Here is a 17,786-nt window from a genome sequence, read left to right as displayed (position 1 = left end):
CGTGGGCTCGGAGATGTGGATAAGAGCCAGGGTGCGCACCGGGTCGGGAGGCGTCTCGGCAGGAACCGCGGGGTCCTCCGGCCGACGGGAATCTCGAGTCATGGGAACTCCTCAACGAAGTGGCGCGCCCCGAGGGACACGCCGCGTCCGGTCATGTCATCGGGCCACTGCGCACCGGCCCGATGCCTCTTACATCAGGTTATGGTTTTCCAGATACCCAACCACGGAGTCATAGAACTCTTGGGTGATCTCGTTCTTCTCGGCCCAGTTGGCCCACTCATCCTTGGCGATGTTGCGGAACTTGACGCGTTCCTCGGCCGGCAGGTCGATGATTTCGATGTCCGGGTTGTCACGCGCCTCGCGCACGGCCTCCAGATCGCGGGTCTTGAGTTCGGCGACCATCTCGTAGGCCAGACTGTCCACGGAGGTCTCGAGGATCGACTTGAGGTCTTCTGGCAGGCCGTCCCAGATATCCTTGTTCAACGACACCGACACCATCGGCAGCGAGTGGAACCCCGGATAGAGCGGATAGGGCGCGAACTCGTGCAGTCCCTGAGCGTGATTGGTGGCGAACACCGTGTAGTCGGCAGCATCGATCACGCCCTTCTCCAGGCCGGTGTAGACCTCGGAACCCGGCAGGTTGACCGGTGTGGCACCGGCCGCCTCGAAGACGTTGTAGACCATGCCCTCGGGCGCGCGCAGCTTGAGGCCCTTCATGTCCTCGACGGAGCGAACCGGCTTGCTCGAAGGCAGCGACTCCAGGCCAGTGGCGGCAGCGCCGATCAGGTGCAGGCCATAGGGCTCCACCAGCTTGTTGTACAACTCCTCGCCGCCGGCATTGTTCATGTAGTCGAGAAAGTCGTAGGGATCGCTCCAGGCCCCCACCAGATTGCCGATCATGCCGAAGGCCGGGTTCTGGCCGGTGAAGTAGCTGGGGTCGGTCAGATGCCCCTGCAGGATGCCGGATTTCACCGCCTGCAGGGTCTGGTTGGCTTGAACCACCGAGCCGACCGGCAGGATCTCGATGGCGATGCGACCATCGGACATCTTCTCGACGTTGTCGGCCCAGGCCTTTTTCATCTCGAACTGGGGCTCCCCGGCAGTTTCCGAGGTCTGGAAGGTCCACTCGTATTCGGCAGCCTGGGCATCGATGGCCAAGGCGCCGAGCACGGCGACGGTCAGGGTCTTGAGAGGCATGCGAGACATCATGAGGCTTCCTTATCGCTTGTTGTTGCAACGGTTGACGGGACTTCGATAGCGGGAATGCTGGGTATCAGCTCCTCGAGGCCCAGATCCCGACCGGTGCGTTCCAGCACCGCCAAGGCCGCCTGGGCGGCCCGCTGGGGCTGACGCAGGCGAATTGCCTCCATCACCCGGCGATGGCGTTCCATGCTGTCGTTGAGCTCATCGGCACTGTGGTTGGATTTTTCCACCAGCAGCGCGATGGCCGGTTTGAGAACGTGGCTGATCTGCGCCCAGACCAGATTATGCGAGGCCGCAAAGATCGCTTCGTGGAAGGCCACGTCGTAGTCATTATGGGAGATGTCCTGCCAATGCAGGTCATCATGCTCCAGAGCGCGGATCATGCCTTCATGGGCGGACTCAATGGCCAGCAGGTCCGCCGCCGTGGCGTACTCCGCCGCCAGGCGCGCCACATAAGGCTCGACTGCCACCCGAAAGGCAAAGATCTCACGCTGGATGCGCGGATTCGGCTGGGCGAAGCGTGCCATCCAGCCGCTGACACGCGGATCCAGCAGGTGCCACTCCTGCAGGGCGCGCACCCGCGATCCCTGCCCGGAAATGCGCGTCAGCAGGCCCGCCGCCACCAGGGTCTGCAGGGCACTGCGCACTGTGCTGCGGCTGACACCAAAACGTTCGCAGAGATCCAGTTCCTTGGGCACGAAGTCTCCCGGCTCATACTCCCCGGCGAAAATGGCCTCGGCGAGGAAATCAGCGATCTCGGGGCTCGACGCGCGTCGAGAATCGGAAGTGGCAGAAGACATGACGTGCCTGTGCGGGTGGAAGAGCGGATGTAGTGTCTGACCATGAATCTTCTATGTCGGACATAGCTTCGAATAAAATCGGACACAATGCTTTTAGACTTTAGTCCCCATCGGGGGCCAGCCGTGGCTTTCCATCGCTCGGGCTCGGGTGTAGGGTGCGATATCAAGCCAACCGCCGGGAGCAACCAGTGAAATATCGCTACTTCAGCATCGGTGAATATCCTCAAGGCACTCCGGAGCGCGGGTTGTTCACATTGAACGAAGCCGACTTGCCGGAACTCGCCGACGGCCAGGTACGCGTGCGCAACACCTGGCTCTCGGTGGATCCCTATATGCGGGGACGCATGAGCGGCGTGACGACCTATATCGACCCCTTCGCGCTCGACGCGCCACTGGAAGGGGCCGCCGTGGGCGAGGTGATTGCCTCACGAGACGAGCGTTTTCAGGAAGGCGACCGAGTGGTGCATATGGGAGGCTGGCGTGACATCGCCCAGCTACCCGGCGATGCCCTGCAGCCCCTGCCGGACATTGAGGTGCCATCCCAGGCCTTTCTCGGCGTGCTGGGCATGCCCGGCATGACCGCCTGGACCGGCCTCAACGTCATCGCCGGCATGAACGACGGCGATAACGTGCTGGTCAGCGCCGCCGGGGGTGCCGTCGGCTCGCTGGCCGTACAGCTCGCCAAGGCCAAGGGCGGCACCGTGGTCGGCATTGCCGGCACGCCGGCCAAGCGCGACTGGCTGGAGTCTCACGGTGTAGTGGCGGTGGATTACCGCGACAAGGATGCCGCCACCCTGACGGCAGACCTGCAGGCTGCCTGCCCCGAGGGCTTCGACGTCTACTACGAGAACGTCGGCGGTGTCTGCCTGGAGGCCGCGCTGAATACCCTGCGGGTGGGTGCACGCATCGCCGTGTGCGGCATGATCGCCCACTACAACGACGACACTCCAGCCCCCGGCCCTTCCAACCTGGCCATGGTACTGATTCGTCGTGCACGCATGCAGGGCTTCATCGTCTTCGACCACTGGACGCATTACCCTCGCTTCCTCGAGGAGGTCGGCCCCCTGGTCAGTGCCGGTCGGATCGACTACGAAGAGACCATCATCGAGGGGCTCGAAAAGACGCCCGACGCATTTCTCGACCTCTTCCAGGGCGCCAATCAGGGCAAGATGCTGGTACGCCTCTAGGGCACCATTCGCCGATACCATGACGACATCCCCGACCGTGGTCTTCGGTGGCACCGGGTTTCTCGGTGCCACTCTGGTGCGAGAACTCGTGGAGAGCGGCCGACCGACCCGCCTGGTGGCACGCCGGCCGGCCAGGCCGTCATGGGCGGAAGACGGCGATCCCCTGGAGGTCTTCGAGGCCGACATCCGCGATGCACAGCGCGTCGCCGAAGTACTGGAAGGGGCCGGCGCGGTGGTCAACGCCACGAGCCTCTACGTGCCGTCGCAACATATCGATTTCGCGGATATCCACGTCACCGCGGCAGCCAAGCTGGCGCGCCTGGCACGGGAGGCCGGCATCGAACGGCTGGTGCAACTCTCGGGCATCGGCGCCACCCTCGACTCGCCCTCGGCCTATGTGCGGGCCCGGGCGCGCGGCGAAGCGGCAGTGCTGGACGCCCTGCCCAAGGCCATCATCCTGCGGCCAAGCGTCCTGTTCGGGCGCCATGACGCCTTTCTGTCCAACCTGGCGAGGCTCACGCACCTCCCCGCGATTCCGCTGTTCGGCAAGGGGCAAAGCCGGCTACAGCCGGTGCATGTCGTGGATGTGGCACGCGCCATCGTCAGGCTCATCGCCACTGACCGGCCACGGCGCTACCTCTTCGAGCTAGGTGGTACCGATATCCTCAGCTACCGCGAGGTGCTCTCCCTGGTGATGCAGCACCTGGGGCAGGAGCGCCCGCTCGTTCCCCTGCCCTTCGCCGCCTGGCACGCCCTGGCCCTCGGACTCGGTTGGCTGCCCTCCCCGCCCTTGACCCGCGACCAGGTCATCCTCATGCAGAGCGACAACCTGGTCAGCGAGGGCGTCGGCACCTTCGCCGACCTTGGCATGCGTCCCCGAGCGCTGCGCGAGAGCCTACCTGACTGCCTCTGACGTCAAGGATCGGTATCGAAACCATATGCCCGCTCGACCCGGGCAATACGCACACGATAGTTCGCGTACCAGGTCTCGCGTCCCATGCGCTGTGCCTCGCGATGCTCGGCCTGGGCCTTCCAGCGCTTGATCGATTCGAGATCCGCCCAGTAGGACACCGTGATGCCGATCGCTTCACGTGCCGATTCCACGCCGAGAAATCCCGGCTGTTCGGCGGCCAGGTGCATCATGCGCGCGGCCGTCTCATCATAGCCGGTCGCGACATCGCTACGTCGTGAGGAGAAGATCACCGCGTAATACGGCGGCTCCGGGGTGTCAGCCAGCATAGTGCAACTCCGTTCCGAGGACTTCTATGCCCCCTCAGTATCGACATCCCCGAGCGCTTCAAGACGCGCGGGGGCTCGGCGATTCGCCGATATCCTCGAACCATAAATCGGGCGAAGACGTGATGAAGCGCTCCATCAGGGCGATGCACTCAGGCGTCTGGAGCACGTTCACGTCGACGCCATGCGAGCGCAGCAGCGCCTCCTCGCCCTGAAAGGTACGGTTCTCGCCGATCACCACGCGAGGAATGCCATACAGCAGGATGGCGCCCGTACACATGGCACAAGGAGAAAGCGTCGTGTAGAGCGTCGACTCGCGGTAGATATCCGCCGACTGGCGACCGGCGTTTTCCAGCGCGTCCATTTCGCCATGCAGGATGGTACTGCCAAGCTGGACACGGCGATTGCGACCACCGCCGATGATCACTCCTTGATGAACCAGCACCGAGCCGATGGGGATGCCTCCCTCGTCGAATCCCGCCTGCGCCTCGTCCAGGGCGGCCTGCATGAAGTGATCCATGATCGATGCTCCTCACTCACTGGTTGAACCTCTCCACCCCAGCCTACGTCCGGGCACCTCGACTCACCAGCGCGAACGTCCGTCGGCCCCCATCTTCGCGAGCCGTGACAGCACCACGAATCGCCCCCTCATCTCGCACTGGTGGATTCCGCCAACCTTGGTCTTGTTAACAGCAATCCTTGCCATTTTATGACATCCATGAAGAATGGCCCCCGAATTCTTTGAGATCACGAGCACATCGATACCATGGCATCTTCTCTTTCCGAACTGTTCAAGGACCTGCTGGCCGCCGGCAACGGTCTGATATGGGGCACTTTGCTGATCTACCTGCTGATCGGCGCAGGCCTGTACTTCACCGTCATGACACGTGGCATCCAGTTTCGCTACTTCGGCCACATGTTCAAGCTACTGCGCCATTCACGCAGCGGCGATGGCGGCATTTCCTCGTTCCAGGCGCTTTCCACCAGCCTGGCCGCCCGTGTCGGCACCGGCAACCTGGCCGGCGTGGCCGTCGCCATCTACTTCGGCGGGCCCGGCGCCATCTTCTGGATGTGGATGACAGCCCTGGTAGGCATGGCCACCAGTTTCATCGAATCCACCCTGGCCCAGGCCTACAAGACGGACCATGGCGACGGTACCTTCCGCGGCGGACCGGCCCGCTATATCTCGCAGGGCCTGGGACTGCGCTGGCTGGCAGCACTGTTTTCCATCTGCCTGATCATCGCCTTCGGCCTGGCCTTCAACAGCGTGCAATCCAATTCCATCGCTCTGGCCATGGAAGAGGCCTTCTCCCTGCCTCCTTGGGTTGTCGGCGTGGCCCTGGTCGTGGCGGTGTCACCGATCATTTTCGGTGGCCTGAGATCCATCGCTCGGGTGGCCGAGCTGGTGGTACCGGTCATGGCCATCATCTACCTGTTGCTGGCCATCGTGGTGGTCGCGCTCAATATCACCGAGCTACCCGCGGCCATCATGACCATTTTCAAGAGCGCCTTCGGCCTCGACCAGGCTGCCGGCGGCGCCGCTGGGTACGCCATTTCCCAGGCCATCATGAACGGTATCAAACGCGGTCTGTTCTCCAACGAAGCAGGCATGGGCTCGGCCCCCAATGCCGCGGCCACCGCCTCCACTCACCCGCATCACCCCGCCGCGCAAGGCTTCATCCAGATGCTCGGCGTCTTCTTCGATACCCTGGTGATCTGCACCGCCACCGCCGCCATCATCATCATGGCCGGCCCGGAGTTGCTCACCGGTGACGAAGCCAACGGCATCCAGCTCACCCAGATCGCGCTGTCGCAGCATGTCGGCGACTGGGCCAGCATGTTCATCGCCGTGGCGATCTTGCTGTTCGCCTTCACCTCCGTGATCGCCAACTACTCCTATGGCGAGACCAATGTGGAATACCTGGCCGGCACCCGGTACGCGCCTGGCGCCATTCTGGTCTATCGCCTGGCGGTACTGGCCATGGTGATGATCGGTGCGGTGGCGAATCTCGGGCCGATCTGGAGCTTCGCCGATCTTTCGATGGGCATGATGGCACTGATCAACCTCGTGGCGATCCTGCTGCTCTCGCCGGTGGCCATCTCCCTGTTCCGGGACTACGAGCGCCAGCTCAAGGATGGCCTGGAGCCCAACTTCGACCCGCGCCACTTCCCGCGGCTGAACGACCGGATCGACCCCAAGGCCTGGCCCAGGGGCGCCGACAAGGCCTGATCCCACCTCGACGGACGCCACGACGCATGTCGTGGCGTCGCCTTTCCTTTTCACGATCCCTGAGGGCGAGACACGAGGTTGCCTGGACACCCGGCGCCTTACGACAGACACTGATGGCGGTGCCGCAATCGGCTGATGCCGTGAGCCGCTTGGTGAACGTCGACGGCAACGGGCCAGGCCCCCGCACAGGCGAGCGGGAATAACGGCACCGCCCCTTCATCCCGGCAACGGAACACGCTTGCCATCGCCACTCGGGATGATCCTCAGACCCGTGATCCGGAAAGGAGTGTACCCATGGCCGACCCCCGTATTCTGGTATTCGCCGGCAGCGCCCGCGAGGCCTCCTTCAACAAGCGCCTCGCGCGACTTGCCGCGGCACGCATCGAAGCGCTCGGAGGAAAGCCCACCTTCATCGATCTGCGCGACTACCCCATGCCGCTCTATGACGGCGACCTGGAAGACGCGCAAGGCCTGCCCGACAATGCCCTGGCATTGCGGGAACTGCTTGCCGAGCATCAGGGGTTGTTGATCGCCTCGCCGGAATACAACGGCTTTGTCACGCCGCTGCTGGCCAACACCATCGACTGGCTCACTCGTCCCCATCAGGGCGAAAGCGGACTCGCCCTGTTCAAGGAGCGCCACGCCGGACTCGTCTCCGCCTCTCCCGGCGGCCTGGGCGGCCTGCGTGCCCTGAACCATCTGCGTCAGTTGCTCGCCAATATCGGCGTGACGGTACTCCCAGAGCAGCTCGCCGTCGCGAAGGCAGGCGACGCCTTCGATGCCGACGGCAACCTCGTCAACACCGCCCAGGGCGATACGCTGGATGCCCTCTGCCAGCGCCTGATCACCACCCTGGATCGGCAACACGCCGACTGATACCCCGAGCCCTCGTCATCGGCCGGGCACATAAGTGCCAGAAAGCGATGACGAGGCTTCCCCCTCCTCGGCATCGCCCAGTACATCCTCAGGATTGCGCAACGGGCAACTCTTCAACGACAGGCAGCCACAGCCGATGCATCCATCGAGCTGGTCGCGCAACGCGATCAGGCAACGGATGCGCTCGTCCAGCGCGCTACGCCATTGCGCCGAGAGGTGCCGCCAGTCCTCGGCGTCCGGAGTGCGGGACGTGGGCAGATCGTCCAGCGAGGCCTTGATCTCCGCCAGCGGCATGCCCGTGCGCTGGGCGATCTTGATCACAGCCACGCGACGCAGCACATCCCTGGAGAAGCGCCGTTGATTGCCGGCATTGCGCGTGCTCTCGATCAACCCCTTGGCCTCGTAGAAATGCACGGTGGACACCGCCACCCCACTGCGCCGGGCGACATCCCCCACCGTCAGCGATTGCTTCCGGGGATTCAGCTTGCGATGGCTCATCGTACCTCCCGCCTTGACCTCAAGTTCGGTTGAGGAAATATCGTGCCGAACGTCATCACCCGGCGCAAGTCCGGTCATCCCCCTGTCTTTCGAGTGACCATCATGGAAACCACCCTGACCGATCGTTCAACACAACGCGTATTGCCTCTGATACCCGCCATTCTCCTGGCCATGCTGGTGGGGCTGAACCTGCGCCCCTCGATGGCCGCGATCGGCCCTCTGGTCGAACGCATCCAGGCCGATATCGCCATCAGCTACGCGCAGCTCGCTCTACTGACTACCTTGCCCGTGCTCGCCATGGGGGCCGGCTGCTTCATTGCCGTTGCCCTGGCCAGACGCTGCGGCGCGAACCACTTGATTGGCGGTTCCTTGCTGATGATCGCACTGGCCGACGGCTTTCGCCTGGCCGGACACGGCGTGACCACCCTGTTGATCACGGCATTGGTCGCCGGTATCGGTATCGCCGGCATCCAGGCACTGTTACCGGCATTGATCAAGCAGCAGGCCAAGCAACGTACACCACTGGTCATGGGGTGGTATATCGCCGCCATCATGGGCGGTGCAGCGCTCGCCGCGACCTTGGCGGCGACCCTGGCGGATCTGACAGGCAGCTGGCGTGCCAGTCTGGCACTGTGGGGACTGGTGGCCCTCGTGGCATTCCTGGCCTGGCAGCGACGTGGTCCAGTGCTGCCCGATACCGTAAAAGGCAAGGAGCAACGCGATCATCGTGCCTCCCTGTATCGCCAACCCCGCGTCTGGACGCTGGCGATCTTCTTCAGCCTATGCGCCTCGGGCTATGCCTGCGTGCTGGCATGGCTTCCCCCCTATTACATGGAACTCGGCTGGACGGAATCCGCCGCCGGCCTGCTGCTGGGCTATCTCACCGCTCTCGAAGTCGTCGCCGGGCTGGTCTTGCCGGCCCTGGCCCAGCGTCGAGCGGACCGCCGCCCGATTCTGCTCATCCCTCTGACCTGCTCTCTGGCCGGTTTCCTATTATTGTGGCACACACCTGAATCCTCCCCATGGTTCATCACCACCTTGCTGGGCATCGGACTCGGCGGCCTCTTCCCCCTGAGCCTAATCGTCAGCATGGACCACCATCCCGATGCCCAGCGTGCTGGCAACATCACCGCCATTGCACAGGGAGCCGGTTATAGCCTGGGTGCCTTGACGCCATTGATCGCCGGCGTGATTCGTGACCAGTTCGGCGGTTTTGAATTGACCTGGGCCAGTCTGGCGGGTACCACCCTGCTGATGGCACTCATCGCCCTGCGTTTCGACCCGCGGCGCTTCTCCACGGTGATTCACGACTGACGGATTCGGGCCCTGATACCCAAACGGTATTGCCATGAATGACATTCCACTGATGGCGTGGTCCTTCCACCCTATGTGGCATCCGGCAGCCGCCGGCGACTCCTCCACAACAAGGGCGATACCATGACACACGATCACACTGCCTCCGCCACTCTCCCCCACCGCACCCTGGGACAAGGGCTGAGCGTTTCGGCGCTGGGCTACGGCGCCATGGGAATCAGCGAGTTCTACGGACCGTCGAATGACCAGGCCAGCCGGGTACTGCTCGCCGAGGTGGCCAATGCCGGCATCGACCTGATCGACACGGCAGATATGTACGGCCGCGGCCATAACGAGACGCTGATCGGCGAATGCCTCGCCGAGCGACGTCGGTCGCTCGGCGCCAGCGACATCAGGATCGCCACCAAGTGCGGCATCGACCGGGGCGATGCCGACTACGCACGACGCGTCGACAATCGTCCCGAATACATCCGGGCCTGCTGCGAGGCTTCCCTCCAGCGCCTGGGCGTCGAGCGCATCGATCTCTACTATCTGCATCGCGTGGACCCGCAAGGCGACATCACCGCCGCGATGGAATGCCTGGGGGAGCTCGTCAAGGAAGGCAAGATCGCTCATGTGGGGCTGTGCGAGGTCTCGGCGTCGACCCTGGCCCGGGCGCATGCCGTCCACCCGGTCACCGCCTTGCAGACCGAATACTCACTGTGGACGCGCGATGTCGAGGCCGAGATCCTGCCCATGGCACGCCGCCTCGGTGTGGGGCTCGTACCCTATTCTCCCTTGGGGCGCGGCTTCCTGACCGGCCGCATTACCGGGCAGGACGATCTTGCCGAGGACGATTTCCGTCGCCACAACCCGCGCTTTCAGGCCGACAACCTGGCACATAACCTGACGTTGCTCGAGACCGTCCATCGCGTAGCCGAACGCCATGAGGCCTCGCCAGGTCAGGTCGCCCTCGCCTGGTTGCTGGCTCAGGACGAGCATATCGTGCCGATTCCAGGCACCCGGCGCTCGACCTATCTGCACGAGAACCTCGGCGCCCTGGCCTTGCGGCTGGACGCGCGTGACCTGAACGACCTCGACAGCGCCCTGCCCCCGGACGCAGCCCATGGCGAGCGTTATACGGCGGAAGGCATGAAAGGCGTCAACGCCTGAAGGCGTGCCAGCACTCGATGATCACGGTGTTGAAACCGGCCTCGAATGCCCATCCCCGGGAATCCCGGCCTCGGCCGCCTCGAGCAGCACATCGACGACATTCCGGACCTCCATGCGCGTTTCCTCGGTCCGCCAGAGAAGCTTGAGCTCGATGCTCAATCGCTCCTCCAGACCGGCGACGAAGGGACGATAAACGACCCCGAGACGGCTGGCTGCCCGCAGTGACGTCGGCAGAAACGCCACGCCTTCGCCGGCGGCCACCCGGGCCAGCAGCGTCATGTGTTCGCTCGGCTCGGGGCGGCGAGGCGGCGCATAGCCATGGTCCGCGAAGACGCGCTCGCAACGATCATGAAAGACCGGATTGTCGTGACGGGGAAACCAGAAGAGCCGGGTATCGCCCAGGTCGTCGAACGATACCCTCTCGCGCTCGGTCGCCGGATGGTCCGCGTGCAACGCCACCATCAGCGGATCGAGGGCGATGCGCCGAGCCTGGACCGATTCGCCCGGATCGGCGATCTCACCGACCAGGGCAAGATCCAGCCCACCGCTCAGCAAGCGTTCGACCAGATGCTTCGAATAGGCTTCCTCGATTCGCGTACCTGCGGGGAGGCCCGAATCCGTCAGGACATCGCGAAGGCCGGCCACCAGGCTGAAATCGATCACGCTCGTCAGACCAAGCCGAACATCGGTCGCCTCGGCGGCCACCGCCCCACGCAGATTGACCAGCGCCGCATCGAGCGACTCGAGAACCCGGCGGGCATCATGCTCGAATCCCTCGCCGGCCGAGGTCAGTCTGACGCCATGGGTGTCGCGCTCGAACAGCTTGACGCGCAGCAAGGCTTCCAGCCCGCTGATCTGTCGAGACAAGGGAGGCTGCGACATATGCAGACGCTCGGCGGCACGACGGAAATTGAGCTCCTCGGCCACCGCCAGGAAACACTGCAACTGTCGTGTGGAGGGCAAGCGTCTGGACAGGTATCGCATCGTCATCCTCTGGCTCCGCCCGGCATGGTCAGGGATTGGCACGCCGCACTTGCCCCATGAAGCCGGGGCGCACGGGCGATATCGACCGAGTGCCTGCCGGCAGCTCCTGCATGACGCCGGCTATAGCCGCCCCTGCCGAGCCAGCCGCCGCCTGACCCAACGGTCGTACCACCAGGTCAACACGGGCTTGATCACGGGCAGGCCGATGAGCACGGCCAGAGGGCGCAGCCTGGGGACCCGGTGCATCAGCAGGATATAGGCATCCATGCCGCGATGCAGCGAGCCCTCGGCGTCTTCCACGTGCAGCGAGAGCAGGGCCTCTTGCACCGTGACGCCATGCGCATTCAACACGGCCTCATGGGTATTGGCATCCAGCCACGCCACCGACCCCGCGTGCCGCACCAGACGTTCATAGCGATGGCGCTCGCGGCGACAGATCGGGCAAGCCGCATCATAGTAGACCTTCAGCGGGGAATCCTCGCTCACGGGACCTCCGGGATGCGTCACTCGATGGCGCCGGACAGGCCGTCCAGTTCACGATCATCGACGCCCAGCATGCGCAGTATCTGCCGCTGCGAAGCCTCCAGAAGCTGGCGTCGTTCCGCCTCGTCGGGCAGGCTCTTGGCGATGGCCACAGCCCCTACCAGGGAAGCTAGGATTGTCCGGGACTTCTCGGCGAGCAGCTCGCGGTCCGGCTCGAAGGGCAACTTCTTCAGCCGACTCAAGGCGATCAGTCGAGTCTCCAGCATCTTGCGCATGCGTACATAGGAGGCTTCGAACAGCGTCTTGATCTCGGCGTTGTCGTTGCCAATCTCGTTGAACAGCACCGTCTCCGGTCCCGGCGACTGCTTGCGCTCCAGCTCCTGGAGGTTCCAGCAATTGGCCGCCAGGGCCGTCAGGTGCTTCACCGACAGGGGGCCCTTGACCAGGCGCGATGCGCGGCTGTTCCTGAGCGTCTCGCGAATGGAGGCATCATAGAGTGCTTCCTTCGAGGCGAAATGCGCATAGAAGGCGCCATGGGTCATATTGGCCCGTTTCATGATCTGCCCGATGGAGACCTTGTCGAAGCCATGGCGACAGAACAATTCCGTGGCGGCCGTCAGGATGCGCTCTCTGGACCGCGCCTTGTGAGCGGTGGAATACGGCATGAGTTCCTCGCCCTCGCGCGACAGAATATTACCTTGATCATATATAGCCCGGTGCTAGGTTGGCCGCGACCCTCGAACCTTCAGGAGGCACCATGAACTCCCCTATCGTCGTCACGGGCATGGGCATGATCGGCCCCCTCGGCAATGGCGTCAAGGCAACCTGGGAACGCCTGCTGGCGGGCCGTTCCGGCATCGGGCCGATCACGCGCTTCGATACCGGCGAGCTGCCGGTCTCCATCGCCGGTCTGGTTCCCGACCTCGCCGAAGACCCGCATGCCGGTCTCGACCCCGACACCATCGTCGACGCCAAGGAGCGGCGCAAGCTCGACCTTTTCAGCCTCTATGCCATGGCCGCCGGGCAACAGGCCTTGGAGCAGGCCGACTGGTTCCCCGAAAATGCCGCCGACCGCAGCGCGACCGCCACCATCGTGGCGTCGGGTATCGGCGGTTTTCCCACCATTACCCGCGCGCAGGACACGCTGAGAACGCGCGGCCATCGGCGCCTTTCGCCCTTCACCGTGCCGGCCTTCCTGGCCAACCTGGCGGCGGGCAACCTGTCGATCCGCCATGGATTCACCGGGCCGTTGGGCTGCCCCGTCACGGCATGCGCGGCAGGCATTCAGGCCATCGGCGACGGCATGCGCCTGCTGCGTAGCGGCGAGGCCGAGGTCGCCCTGGTAGGAGGCGCCGAGGCGTGCGTCGACCCGCTCTCGTTGGCCGGCTTCCATGCCCTGAAGGCACTCTCCACGGAACGCGAACATCCCGCACGCGCCTCCCGCCCCTTCGACAAGGCACGCGATGGTTTCGTCATGGGAGAAGGCGCCGGCTTGATGGTGATCGAGACCCTGGCCCATGCCGAGGCACGCGGGGCCACGCCACTCGCCGTGCTCAGCGGCTACGGCACCAGTGCCGATGCCCATCACCTCACCGCCGGCCCCGAGGACGGCGCCGGTGCCGCCGCGTCCATCCGGGCCGCCCTGCGCATGGCGAACCTGCCCGACGAGGCGATCGGCTACGTCAACGCCCATGCCACCTCGACGCCCGTCGGCGACCGAGCCGAGATTGCCGCGCTCCGGGCCGTGTTCGGCGAACGGCTCGGCACGATACCGATCTCCTCGACCAAGTCGGCCACCGGCCACCTGCTGGGGGCGGCCGGCGGAGTCGAGGGCATCATCACCGCCTTGGCGGTACGGCACGGCCAACTGCCGCCGACGCTCAACCTGGACGAGGTCGACGACGACATGAACGACCTGGACTTCATTCCGGGCGCCTCGCGCGCGCAGGCGACCCGGCACGCCCTGTGCAACGGCTTCGGGTTCGGCGGGGTCAATGCGTCGCTGATCGTCAGCCGTCTCTGATCCGCCAGCCTCCCGTTCGGGGCATCCCGAGGATGCCCCTCAAATGCCGATATCGTCGTCGAGCTCCTTGTCCTCATGCTGGCGAAGCGGCGTGTTCTCATCGCACGCCAGGTCATGCACGAAGGTCCGGGTCACGTCCAGCAAGCCCAGATCCTGGATGGTGCGGCGTCCGAGCAGGACCGGGTAGATCAGGTTGTCTCGATCCTCGAGGGTGAATTGCTCCTCGTAGCGGGTATCGCCGATGCACAGCGTCATCAGCACCGCCGGACGACGATCCTTGCCTCCGGCGCCGGTGAGAATCAGATTGCGGAGCACCGGCCGCTCGAAGGTCTTCGAGACGACCTCCTCGGTTGCCTCGTCCTCGACCTCGACGACGAAACGCACCCACTCCTCGCCATCGCGCTCGAACCTCTCGATGTCTTCCGCCTGCATGGAGGACGTCAAGGCGCCACTATCGAGCTTGACCTTGACCTCGGCTCCCCAGGGTTCCTCGATGGTGGCTTTCTCCACCCACCCGAACACGGGGGGCGTGTCATCGCCGGCCAGAGCCTTGCCACTCGCAAGGCCGGTGGCAAGACAGGCAATCAACACATGGCGTAGCGGCTTGTACATGCCAACTCCTTCCGCTGTCAGTACTTCCTTCATGGTGAACGATATGGGCCGTCTCGAGGCGGTGCCTCCCTCGATGCGAGGCACCATATCAAGGCTTGTGCCCCCGCCGCCATTCAGCATCGTTGCCAGACGCCAGCCGGGCGTTTTGCTTCGCCGAATGCCTGCGATCACGCTACGACGGATGCTGGACACCCTGGAGCGCGCATCCTCATAATAAAAATGAATGATTGGAACAACGCCAATTTCAAAGGTTCATCAATAATGGATACCGCGCTGCTGCGCGCCTTCGTCACCGTGGCCGAGTGCCAGGGCTTCAGCGCCGCCGGCAAGGTGCTTCATCGCACCCAGTCGGCGATAAGCCTGCAGATCAAGCGTCTGGAAGATCAGATGGGCCAGGCGCTGTTCGAGCGCACCAGTCGCAGCGTGCTGCTCACCGCGCACGGGGAACAGTTGCTGCCTTACGCACGGCACATGCTCAAGCTGGAAGACGAGGCTCGGGAACTGCTGGGTCACCAACGGTGCGGCGAATTGATTCGCTTTGCGACCTCCGAAGAGCAAGCCAACGCGTATCTCCCCTCGCTGCTGCCTCGCCATGCACGACGTTTTCCGAACACGCGCCTAGAACTGAGCTGCGACATCAGCGCCTCTCTGGTCAATCAGTTTCACGAAGGACTGCTGGATGTCGTGTTGTCGACCCGGCATCTCCCCTCGTCATCCGGCCGCTTGCTGGGCCGGGAACCCATGGTCTGGGTCGTGGCCGAGCACTGCCGCCCCGACGACTGGGACACTCTGCCCCTGGCACTCAACCCGGAGGGCTGTCTCTTCCGTGCGCATGCCCTTTCGGCCCTGGGGCACGTGGAACGCCGCTGGGAGATACGCTATTCGAGTCAATCGCTCACCGGGATCAATCCACCCGTACAGGCGGGGCTGGCGATGACGGTGAAGACGCCGCGCAGCGTGCCGACCGGATGTCGAATCGTCGGCGAGGCGGAAGGCTTGCCGCCTCTCGGGCAAGTCGAGATCGAATTGCACTGTCGCCCCGGACACACCAGCGAGGCCCTGGAAGCCTTCTGCGAGGAGCTGGAGCGCATCGTCACCGAGGCCGACGATGCAGCAGTGCCGGCTTTCGGCGAGGCGTTGCCGGAGTAAGGCCCGTCCGCCAGCTGGCACGGACGGGGCACGCCGGTCATATCATGTCTCAGTCGCGACGGTAGGTGCCGACCAGACGATTCATGCCCAGCAAGTGCGGCTCGACCTGCTTGAGCAACTCGGCCATCGAGATGCCCTCGGGCAAGGCCGTGGGCTTGTCCAGCGCCAGCACCCAGAAATAGTACTGATGGACGCCATGCCCCTCGGGCGGCATGGGCCCGCCATAGCCATTGCGTCCGAAATGATTGAGCCCGCGAGTCCCTTCGGAGGTAGCCTCCTCGAGTGACGTCGTGGAGCCCGGCAGGTTGTAGAGCACCCAATGCACGAAGCCATAGCCGCCGTGCTCCACCAGCGGGGCGTCGGGATCGTGGCAGATCACCGCGAAGCCCTTGGTGCCTTCCGGTGCGTCATGCCAGGACAGCGCCGGTGACAGGTCCTCGCCTTCTCCCGTGTGCCGCGCCGGGATCTCGCCCTGATCGGTGAAGGCGGGGCTTTCCACTCGCATGTTCGTCAATGCAAAGGCCATGATCGTTGCTCTCCCTGGAATGGTGGCATGATGGGGAACACGGCGCCGTGCTCCCGGCCGCTTCAGGCTCGGCAAATGCCGTTAGCCTGTCAACGACCCTTGCCCATGGCATGATGGCACGACCGACGTTCTTCAACCCGGAGCGACCGATGAAACGCCTGCTGATCGTGGCCCACGCACCTTCTGAGAACACTCGACGCCTGCGCGATGCCGCCAGTCGCGGGGCCTCCCATCCTGATGTCGAAGGCGTGGAAACCCTCACCAAGGCACCGCTCGACGCTACCTCTGACGACATCCTGGCCTGCGACGCCATCCTGCTTGGCACCACCGAGAACCTCGGCTACATGAGCGGTGCCCTCAAGGATTTCTTCGATCGCAGCTACTACCCGGTACTGGAAGCCCAACGGGGCCTGCCCTGTGCGCTCTACATCCGCGCCGGCCGGGATGGCACCGGCACGCGGCGGGCTGTGGAGGGCATCGTCACCGGTCTCGGTTGGAAATGGGCACAGGCGCCGTTGACGCTGAGAGGCGAATGGCAGGATGACTTCGAAGCCCAGGTGGAAGAGCTGGCCCTGACCCTGGCCGCCGGACTGGAGGCAGGGATTCTGTAGCCCCGACGTCATGGCCCTGTCATCGCGAGGCACTAGGGTGTGACACCCGAGTCGTTCACCACCTCGCGAGGTCCCATGAAGCCCATTGCGTCTTGCCTGATCGCCGCCGGCCTTCTGGTCGCCCCTTCTATCCAGGCCCAGAATGTCTTCGACTACCCACAACCCGATGACGCCCCGGCCAGCTTTCATGTGGTCAACGAGATCCCGGCCGGCAGCTTCACCAAGTATGAGATCAATGCCGAACACGGCCAGTTGATCGTCGACCGCTACGTCTCGATGCCGGTCCGCTACCCCGCCAACTATGGCTCCATCACAAGCTCGGCCGGGGGAGACGGCGACCCCCTGGATGCGCTTGTGCTGACCCGCGACAGCATCTACCCCGGAGCGGTGATCGAGGTCCGGGCCATCGGCGTGCTGCGGATGGTCGACGACGGAGAGGCCGACGACAAGATCATCGCCGTCCCCACCGATGATGTGGACCCCACCTATGCCGATGTCGAAGGGATGGAGGACCTTCCGGACATGCAGGTCGAACGGCTCAACGCCTTCTTCCGTGTCTACAAGAACCTGCCGGAGGGCGGTGACATCGAGCTGAACGGCTTCGGCGACGCCAGCGAGGCCCGCGAGATACTGAGCCAGGCCTTCGAGGCTTATCAGGCGAAATGATGTCCATGGCCTTCCCTTGCTCAAGCGGCGTCCCGAGGACGCCGCGACAGTCACAAGGCGCCTGAGGCGCCACGCTCGTCAGGCCAGCCTCGTTCCACTTCCCTTCATCCGGTCCGGTGCTTCCCAGAAGGTCGCGGCATGCCTGATGGCGCCTCTTCCTGTCATCGCTTCACGAAGAAACGGCACCCCACTGGAGTGCCGTTCGTGCGCGGAGCGCGATGCCGGAAGCCGCGAGC

20 protein-coding genes are annotated in these 17,786 nt (G+C 64.3%); 10 read left to right on the top strand and 10 right to left on the bottom strand.

The features are described from left to right. Positions 1 to 189: 189 nt before the first annotated feature. Positions 190 to 1,209 (bottom strand): TRAP transporter substrate-binding protein, encoded by a 1,020-nt coding sequence (locus A9O65_RS06120; protein WP_064700618.1) that lies wholly within the window; start codon positions 1,207 to 1,209, stop codon positions 190 to 192. Continuing rightward, positions 1,206 to 2,003, bottom strand: a complete 798-nt coding sequence (locus tag A9O65_RS06115) for a FadR/GntR family transcriptional regulator (RefSeq protein ID WP_064700619.1) — start codon at positions 2,001 to 2,003, stop codon at positions 1,206 to 1,208. Before A9O65_RS06115 ends, A9O65_RS06120 begins: the two co-directional genes overlap by 4 nt. A 188-nt stretch (positions 2,004 to 2,191) precedes the next feature. Here A9O65_RS06115 and A9O65_RS06110 point away from each other — a divergent pair, with 188 nt between their 5' ends. Further along, positions 2,192 to 3,190 carry an NADP-dependent oxidoreductase gene (locus A9O65_RS06110; RefSeq protein WP_064700620.1) on the top strand — a complete coding sequence of 333 codons (999 nt, stop codon included), beginning with the start codon at positions 2,192 to 2,194 and terminating at the stop codon, positions 3,188 to 3,190. Positions 3,191 to 3,209: 19 nt separating this feature from the next. After that, complete coding sequence (locus A9O65_RS06105; protein ID WP_064701620.1) at positions 3,210 to 4,103, top strand: complex I NDUFA9 subunit family protein; 894 nt, start codon at positions 3,210 to 3,212, stop codon at positions 4,101 to 4,103. 2 nt (positions 4,104 to 4,105) lie between these two features. Here A9O65_RS06105 and A9O65_RS06100 read toward each other — a convergent pair whose 3' ends face one another. Further along, complete coding sequence (locus A9O65_RS06100) at positions 4,106 to 4,429, bottom strand: antibiotic biosynthesis monooxygenase family protein (protein ID WP_064700622.1); 324 nt, start codon at positions 4,427 to 4,429, stop codon at positions 4,106 to 4,108. Between the two features lie 58 nt (positions 4,430 to 4,487). Beyond that, positions 4,488 to 4,946 (bottom strand): nucleoside deaminase, encoded by a 459-nt coding sequence (locus A9O65_RS06095; RefSeq protein WP_064701619.1) that lies wholly within the window; start codon positions 4,944 to 4,946, stop codon positions 4,488 to 4,490. 246 nt (positions 4,947 to 5,192) lie between these two features. Between A9O65_RS06095 and A9O65_RS06090 the strand changes: the two genes are divergently transcribed. Together A9O65_RS06090 and A9O65_RS06085 are read left to right on the top strand one after the other, a co-directional pair. Beyond that, entirely contained in the window at positions 5,193 to 6,656 is a 1,464-nt protein-coding gene (locus tag A9O65_RS06090; RefSeq protein ID WP_064700624.1) for an alanine/glycine:cation symporter family protein, read from the top strand. Between the two features lie 294 nt (positions 6,657 to 6,950). Then, entirely contained in the window at positions 6,951 to 7,532 is a 582-nt protein-coding gene (locus A9O65_RS06085) for an NADPH-dependent FMN reductase (RefSeq protein WP_064701618.1), read from the top strand. Positions 7,533 to 7,547: 15 nt separating this feature from the next. On the opposite strand, the gene soxR is transcribed toward A9O65_RS06085, so the two are convergent. Continuing rightward, positions 7,548 to 8,030, bottom strand: coding sequence for a redox-sensitive transcriptional activator SoxR (gene soxR / locus A9O65_RS06080; protein WP_064700626.1), 483 nt, complete (start codon positions 8,028 to 8,030; stop codon positions 7,548 to 7,550). 42 nt (positions 8,031 to 8,072) lie between these two features. Between soxR and A9O65_RS06075 the strand changes: the two genes are divergently transcribed. Next, the gene (locus A9O65_RS06075) at positions 8,073 to 9,344 is read left to right on the top strand and encodes an MFS transporter (RefSeq protein WP_254783142.1); all 1,272 of its coding nucleotides are present in this window, start codon (positions 8,073 to 8,075) and stop codon (positions 9,342 to 9,344) included. A 123-nt stretch (positions 9,345 to 9,467) separates the two neighbouring features. Then, entirely contained in the window at positions 9,468 to 10,496 is a 1,029-nt protein-coding gene (locus A9O65_RS06070; protein WP_064701622.1) for an aldo/keto reductase, read from the top strand. A 21-nt stretch (positions 10,497 to 10,517) separates the two neighbouring features. Here A9O65_RS06070 and A9O65_RS06065 read toward each other — a convergent pair whose 3' ends face one another. The 3 genes from A9O65_RS06065 to A9O65_RS06055 form a co-directional block, all read right to left on the bottom strand. After that, positions 10,518 to 11,486 carry a LysR substrate-binding domain-containing protein gene (locus tag A9O65_RS06065; protein WP_082920058.1) on the bottom strand — a complete coding sequence of 323 codons (969 nt, stop codon included), beginning with the start codon at positions 11,484 to 11,486 and terminating at the stop codon, positions 10,518 to 10,520. Between the two features lie 114 nt (positions 11,487 to 11,600). After that, positions 11,601 to 11,966: a thiol-disulfide oxidoreductase DCC family protein gene (locus A9O65_RS06060; protein ID WP_064701617.1), complete on the bottom strand. Its 366-nt coding sequence runs from the start codon at positions 11,964 to 11,966 to the stop codon at positions 11,601 to 11,603. 17 nt (positions 11,967 to 11,983) lie between these two features. After that, positions 11,984 to 12,628 (bottom strand): TetR/AcrR family transcriptional regulator, encoded by a 645-nt coding sequence (locus tag A9O65_RS06055; protein ID WP_064700628.1) that lies wholly within the window; start codon positions 12,626 to 12,628, stop codon positions 11,984 to 11,986. A 92-nt stretch (positions 12,629 to 12,720) separates the two neighbouring features. Here A9O65_RS06055 and fabF point away from each other — a divergent pair, with 92 nt between their 5' ends. After that, positions 12,721 to 13,986 carry a beta-ketoacyl-ACP synthase II gene (gene fabF, locus A9O65_RS06050; protein WP_064701616.1) on the top strand — a complete coding sequence of 422 codons (1,266 nt, stop codon included), beginning with the start codon at positions 12,721 to 12,723 and terminating at the stop codon, positions 13,984 to 13,986. 39 nt (positions 13,987 to 14,025) lie between these two features. Here the strand turns inward: fabF and rloA3 are convergent, their stop codons facing one another. Continuing rightward, entirely contained in the window at positions 14,026 to 14,598 is a 573-nt protein-coding gene (rloA3, locus tag A9O65_RS06045) for a retropepsin-like aspartic peptidase RloA3 (RefSeq protein ID WP_064701615.1), read from the bottom strand. Between the two features lie 261 nt (positions 14,599 to 14,859). Between rloA3 and A9O65_RS06040 the strand changes: the two genes are divergently transcribed. Further along, entirely contained in the window at positions 14,860 to 15,747 is an 888-nt protein-coding gene (locus A9O65_RS06040; RefSeq protein ID WP_064700631.1) for a LysR substrate-binding domain-containing protein, read from the top strand. A gap of 49 nt (positions 15,748 to 15,796) precedes the next feature. On the opposite strand, the gene A9O65_RS06035 is transcribed toward A9O65_RS06040, so the two are convergent. Further along, complete coding sequence (locus A9O65_RS06035) at positions 15,797 to 16,273, bottom strand: YbhB/YbcL family Raf kinase inhibitor-like protein (RefSeq protein WP_064700632.1); 477 nt, start codon at positions 16,271 to 16,273, stop codon at positions 15,797 to 15,799. Between the two features lie 149 nt (positions 16,274 to 16,422). On the opposite strand from A9O65_RS06035, the gene A9O65_RS06030 reads away from it, so the two are divergent. Further along, entirely contained in the window at positions 16,423 to 16,884 is a 462-nt protein-coding gene (locus tag A9O65_RS06030; RefSeq protein WP_064701614.1) for a flavodoxin family protein, read from the top strand. A gap of 75 nt (positions 16,885 to 16,959) precedes the next feature. Beyond that, positions 16,960 to 17,550 carry an inorganic diphosphatase gene (locus A9O65_RS06025; RefSeq protein WP_064700634.1) on the top strand — a complete coding sequence of 197 codons (591 nt, stop codon included), beginning with the start codon at positions 16,960 to 16,962 and terminating at the stop codon, positions 17,548 to 17,550. Positions 17,551 to 17,786 lie beyond the last annotated feature (236 nt).

Origin of the sequence: Halomonas caseinilytica (assembly GCF_001662305.1) — a bacterium.
GTDB lineage: Bacteria > Pseudomonadota > Gammaproteobacteria > Pseudomonadales > Halomonadaceae > Halomonas > Halomonas caseinilytica.
Note: the sequence above shows the minus strand (reverse complement) of the source record. Positions and strands in the feature narration are given on the sequence as shown.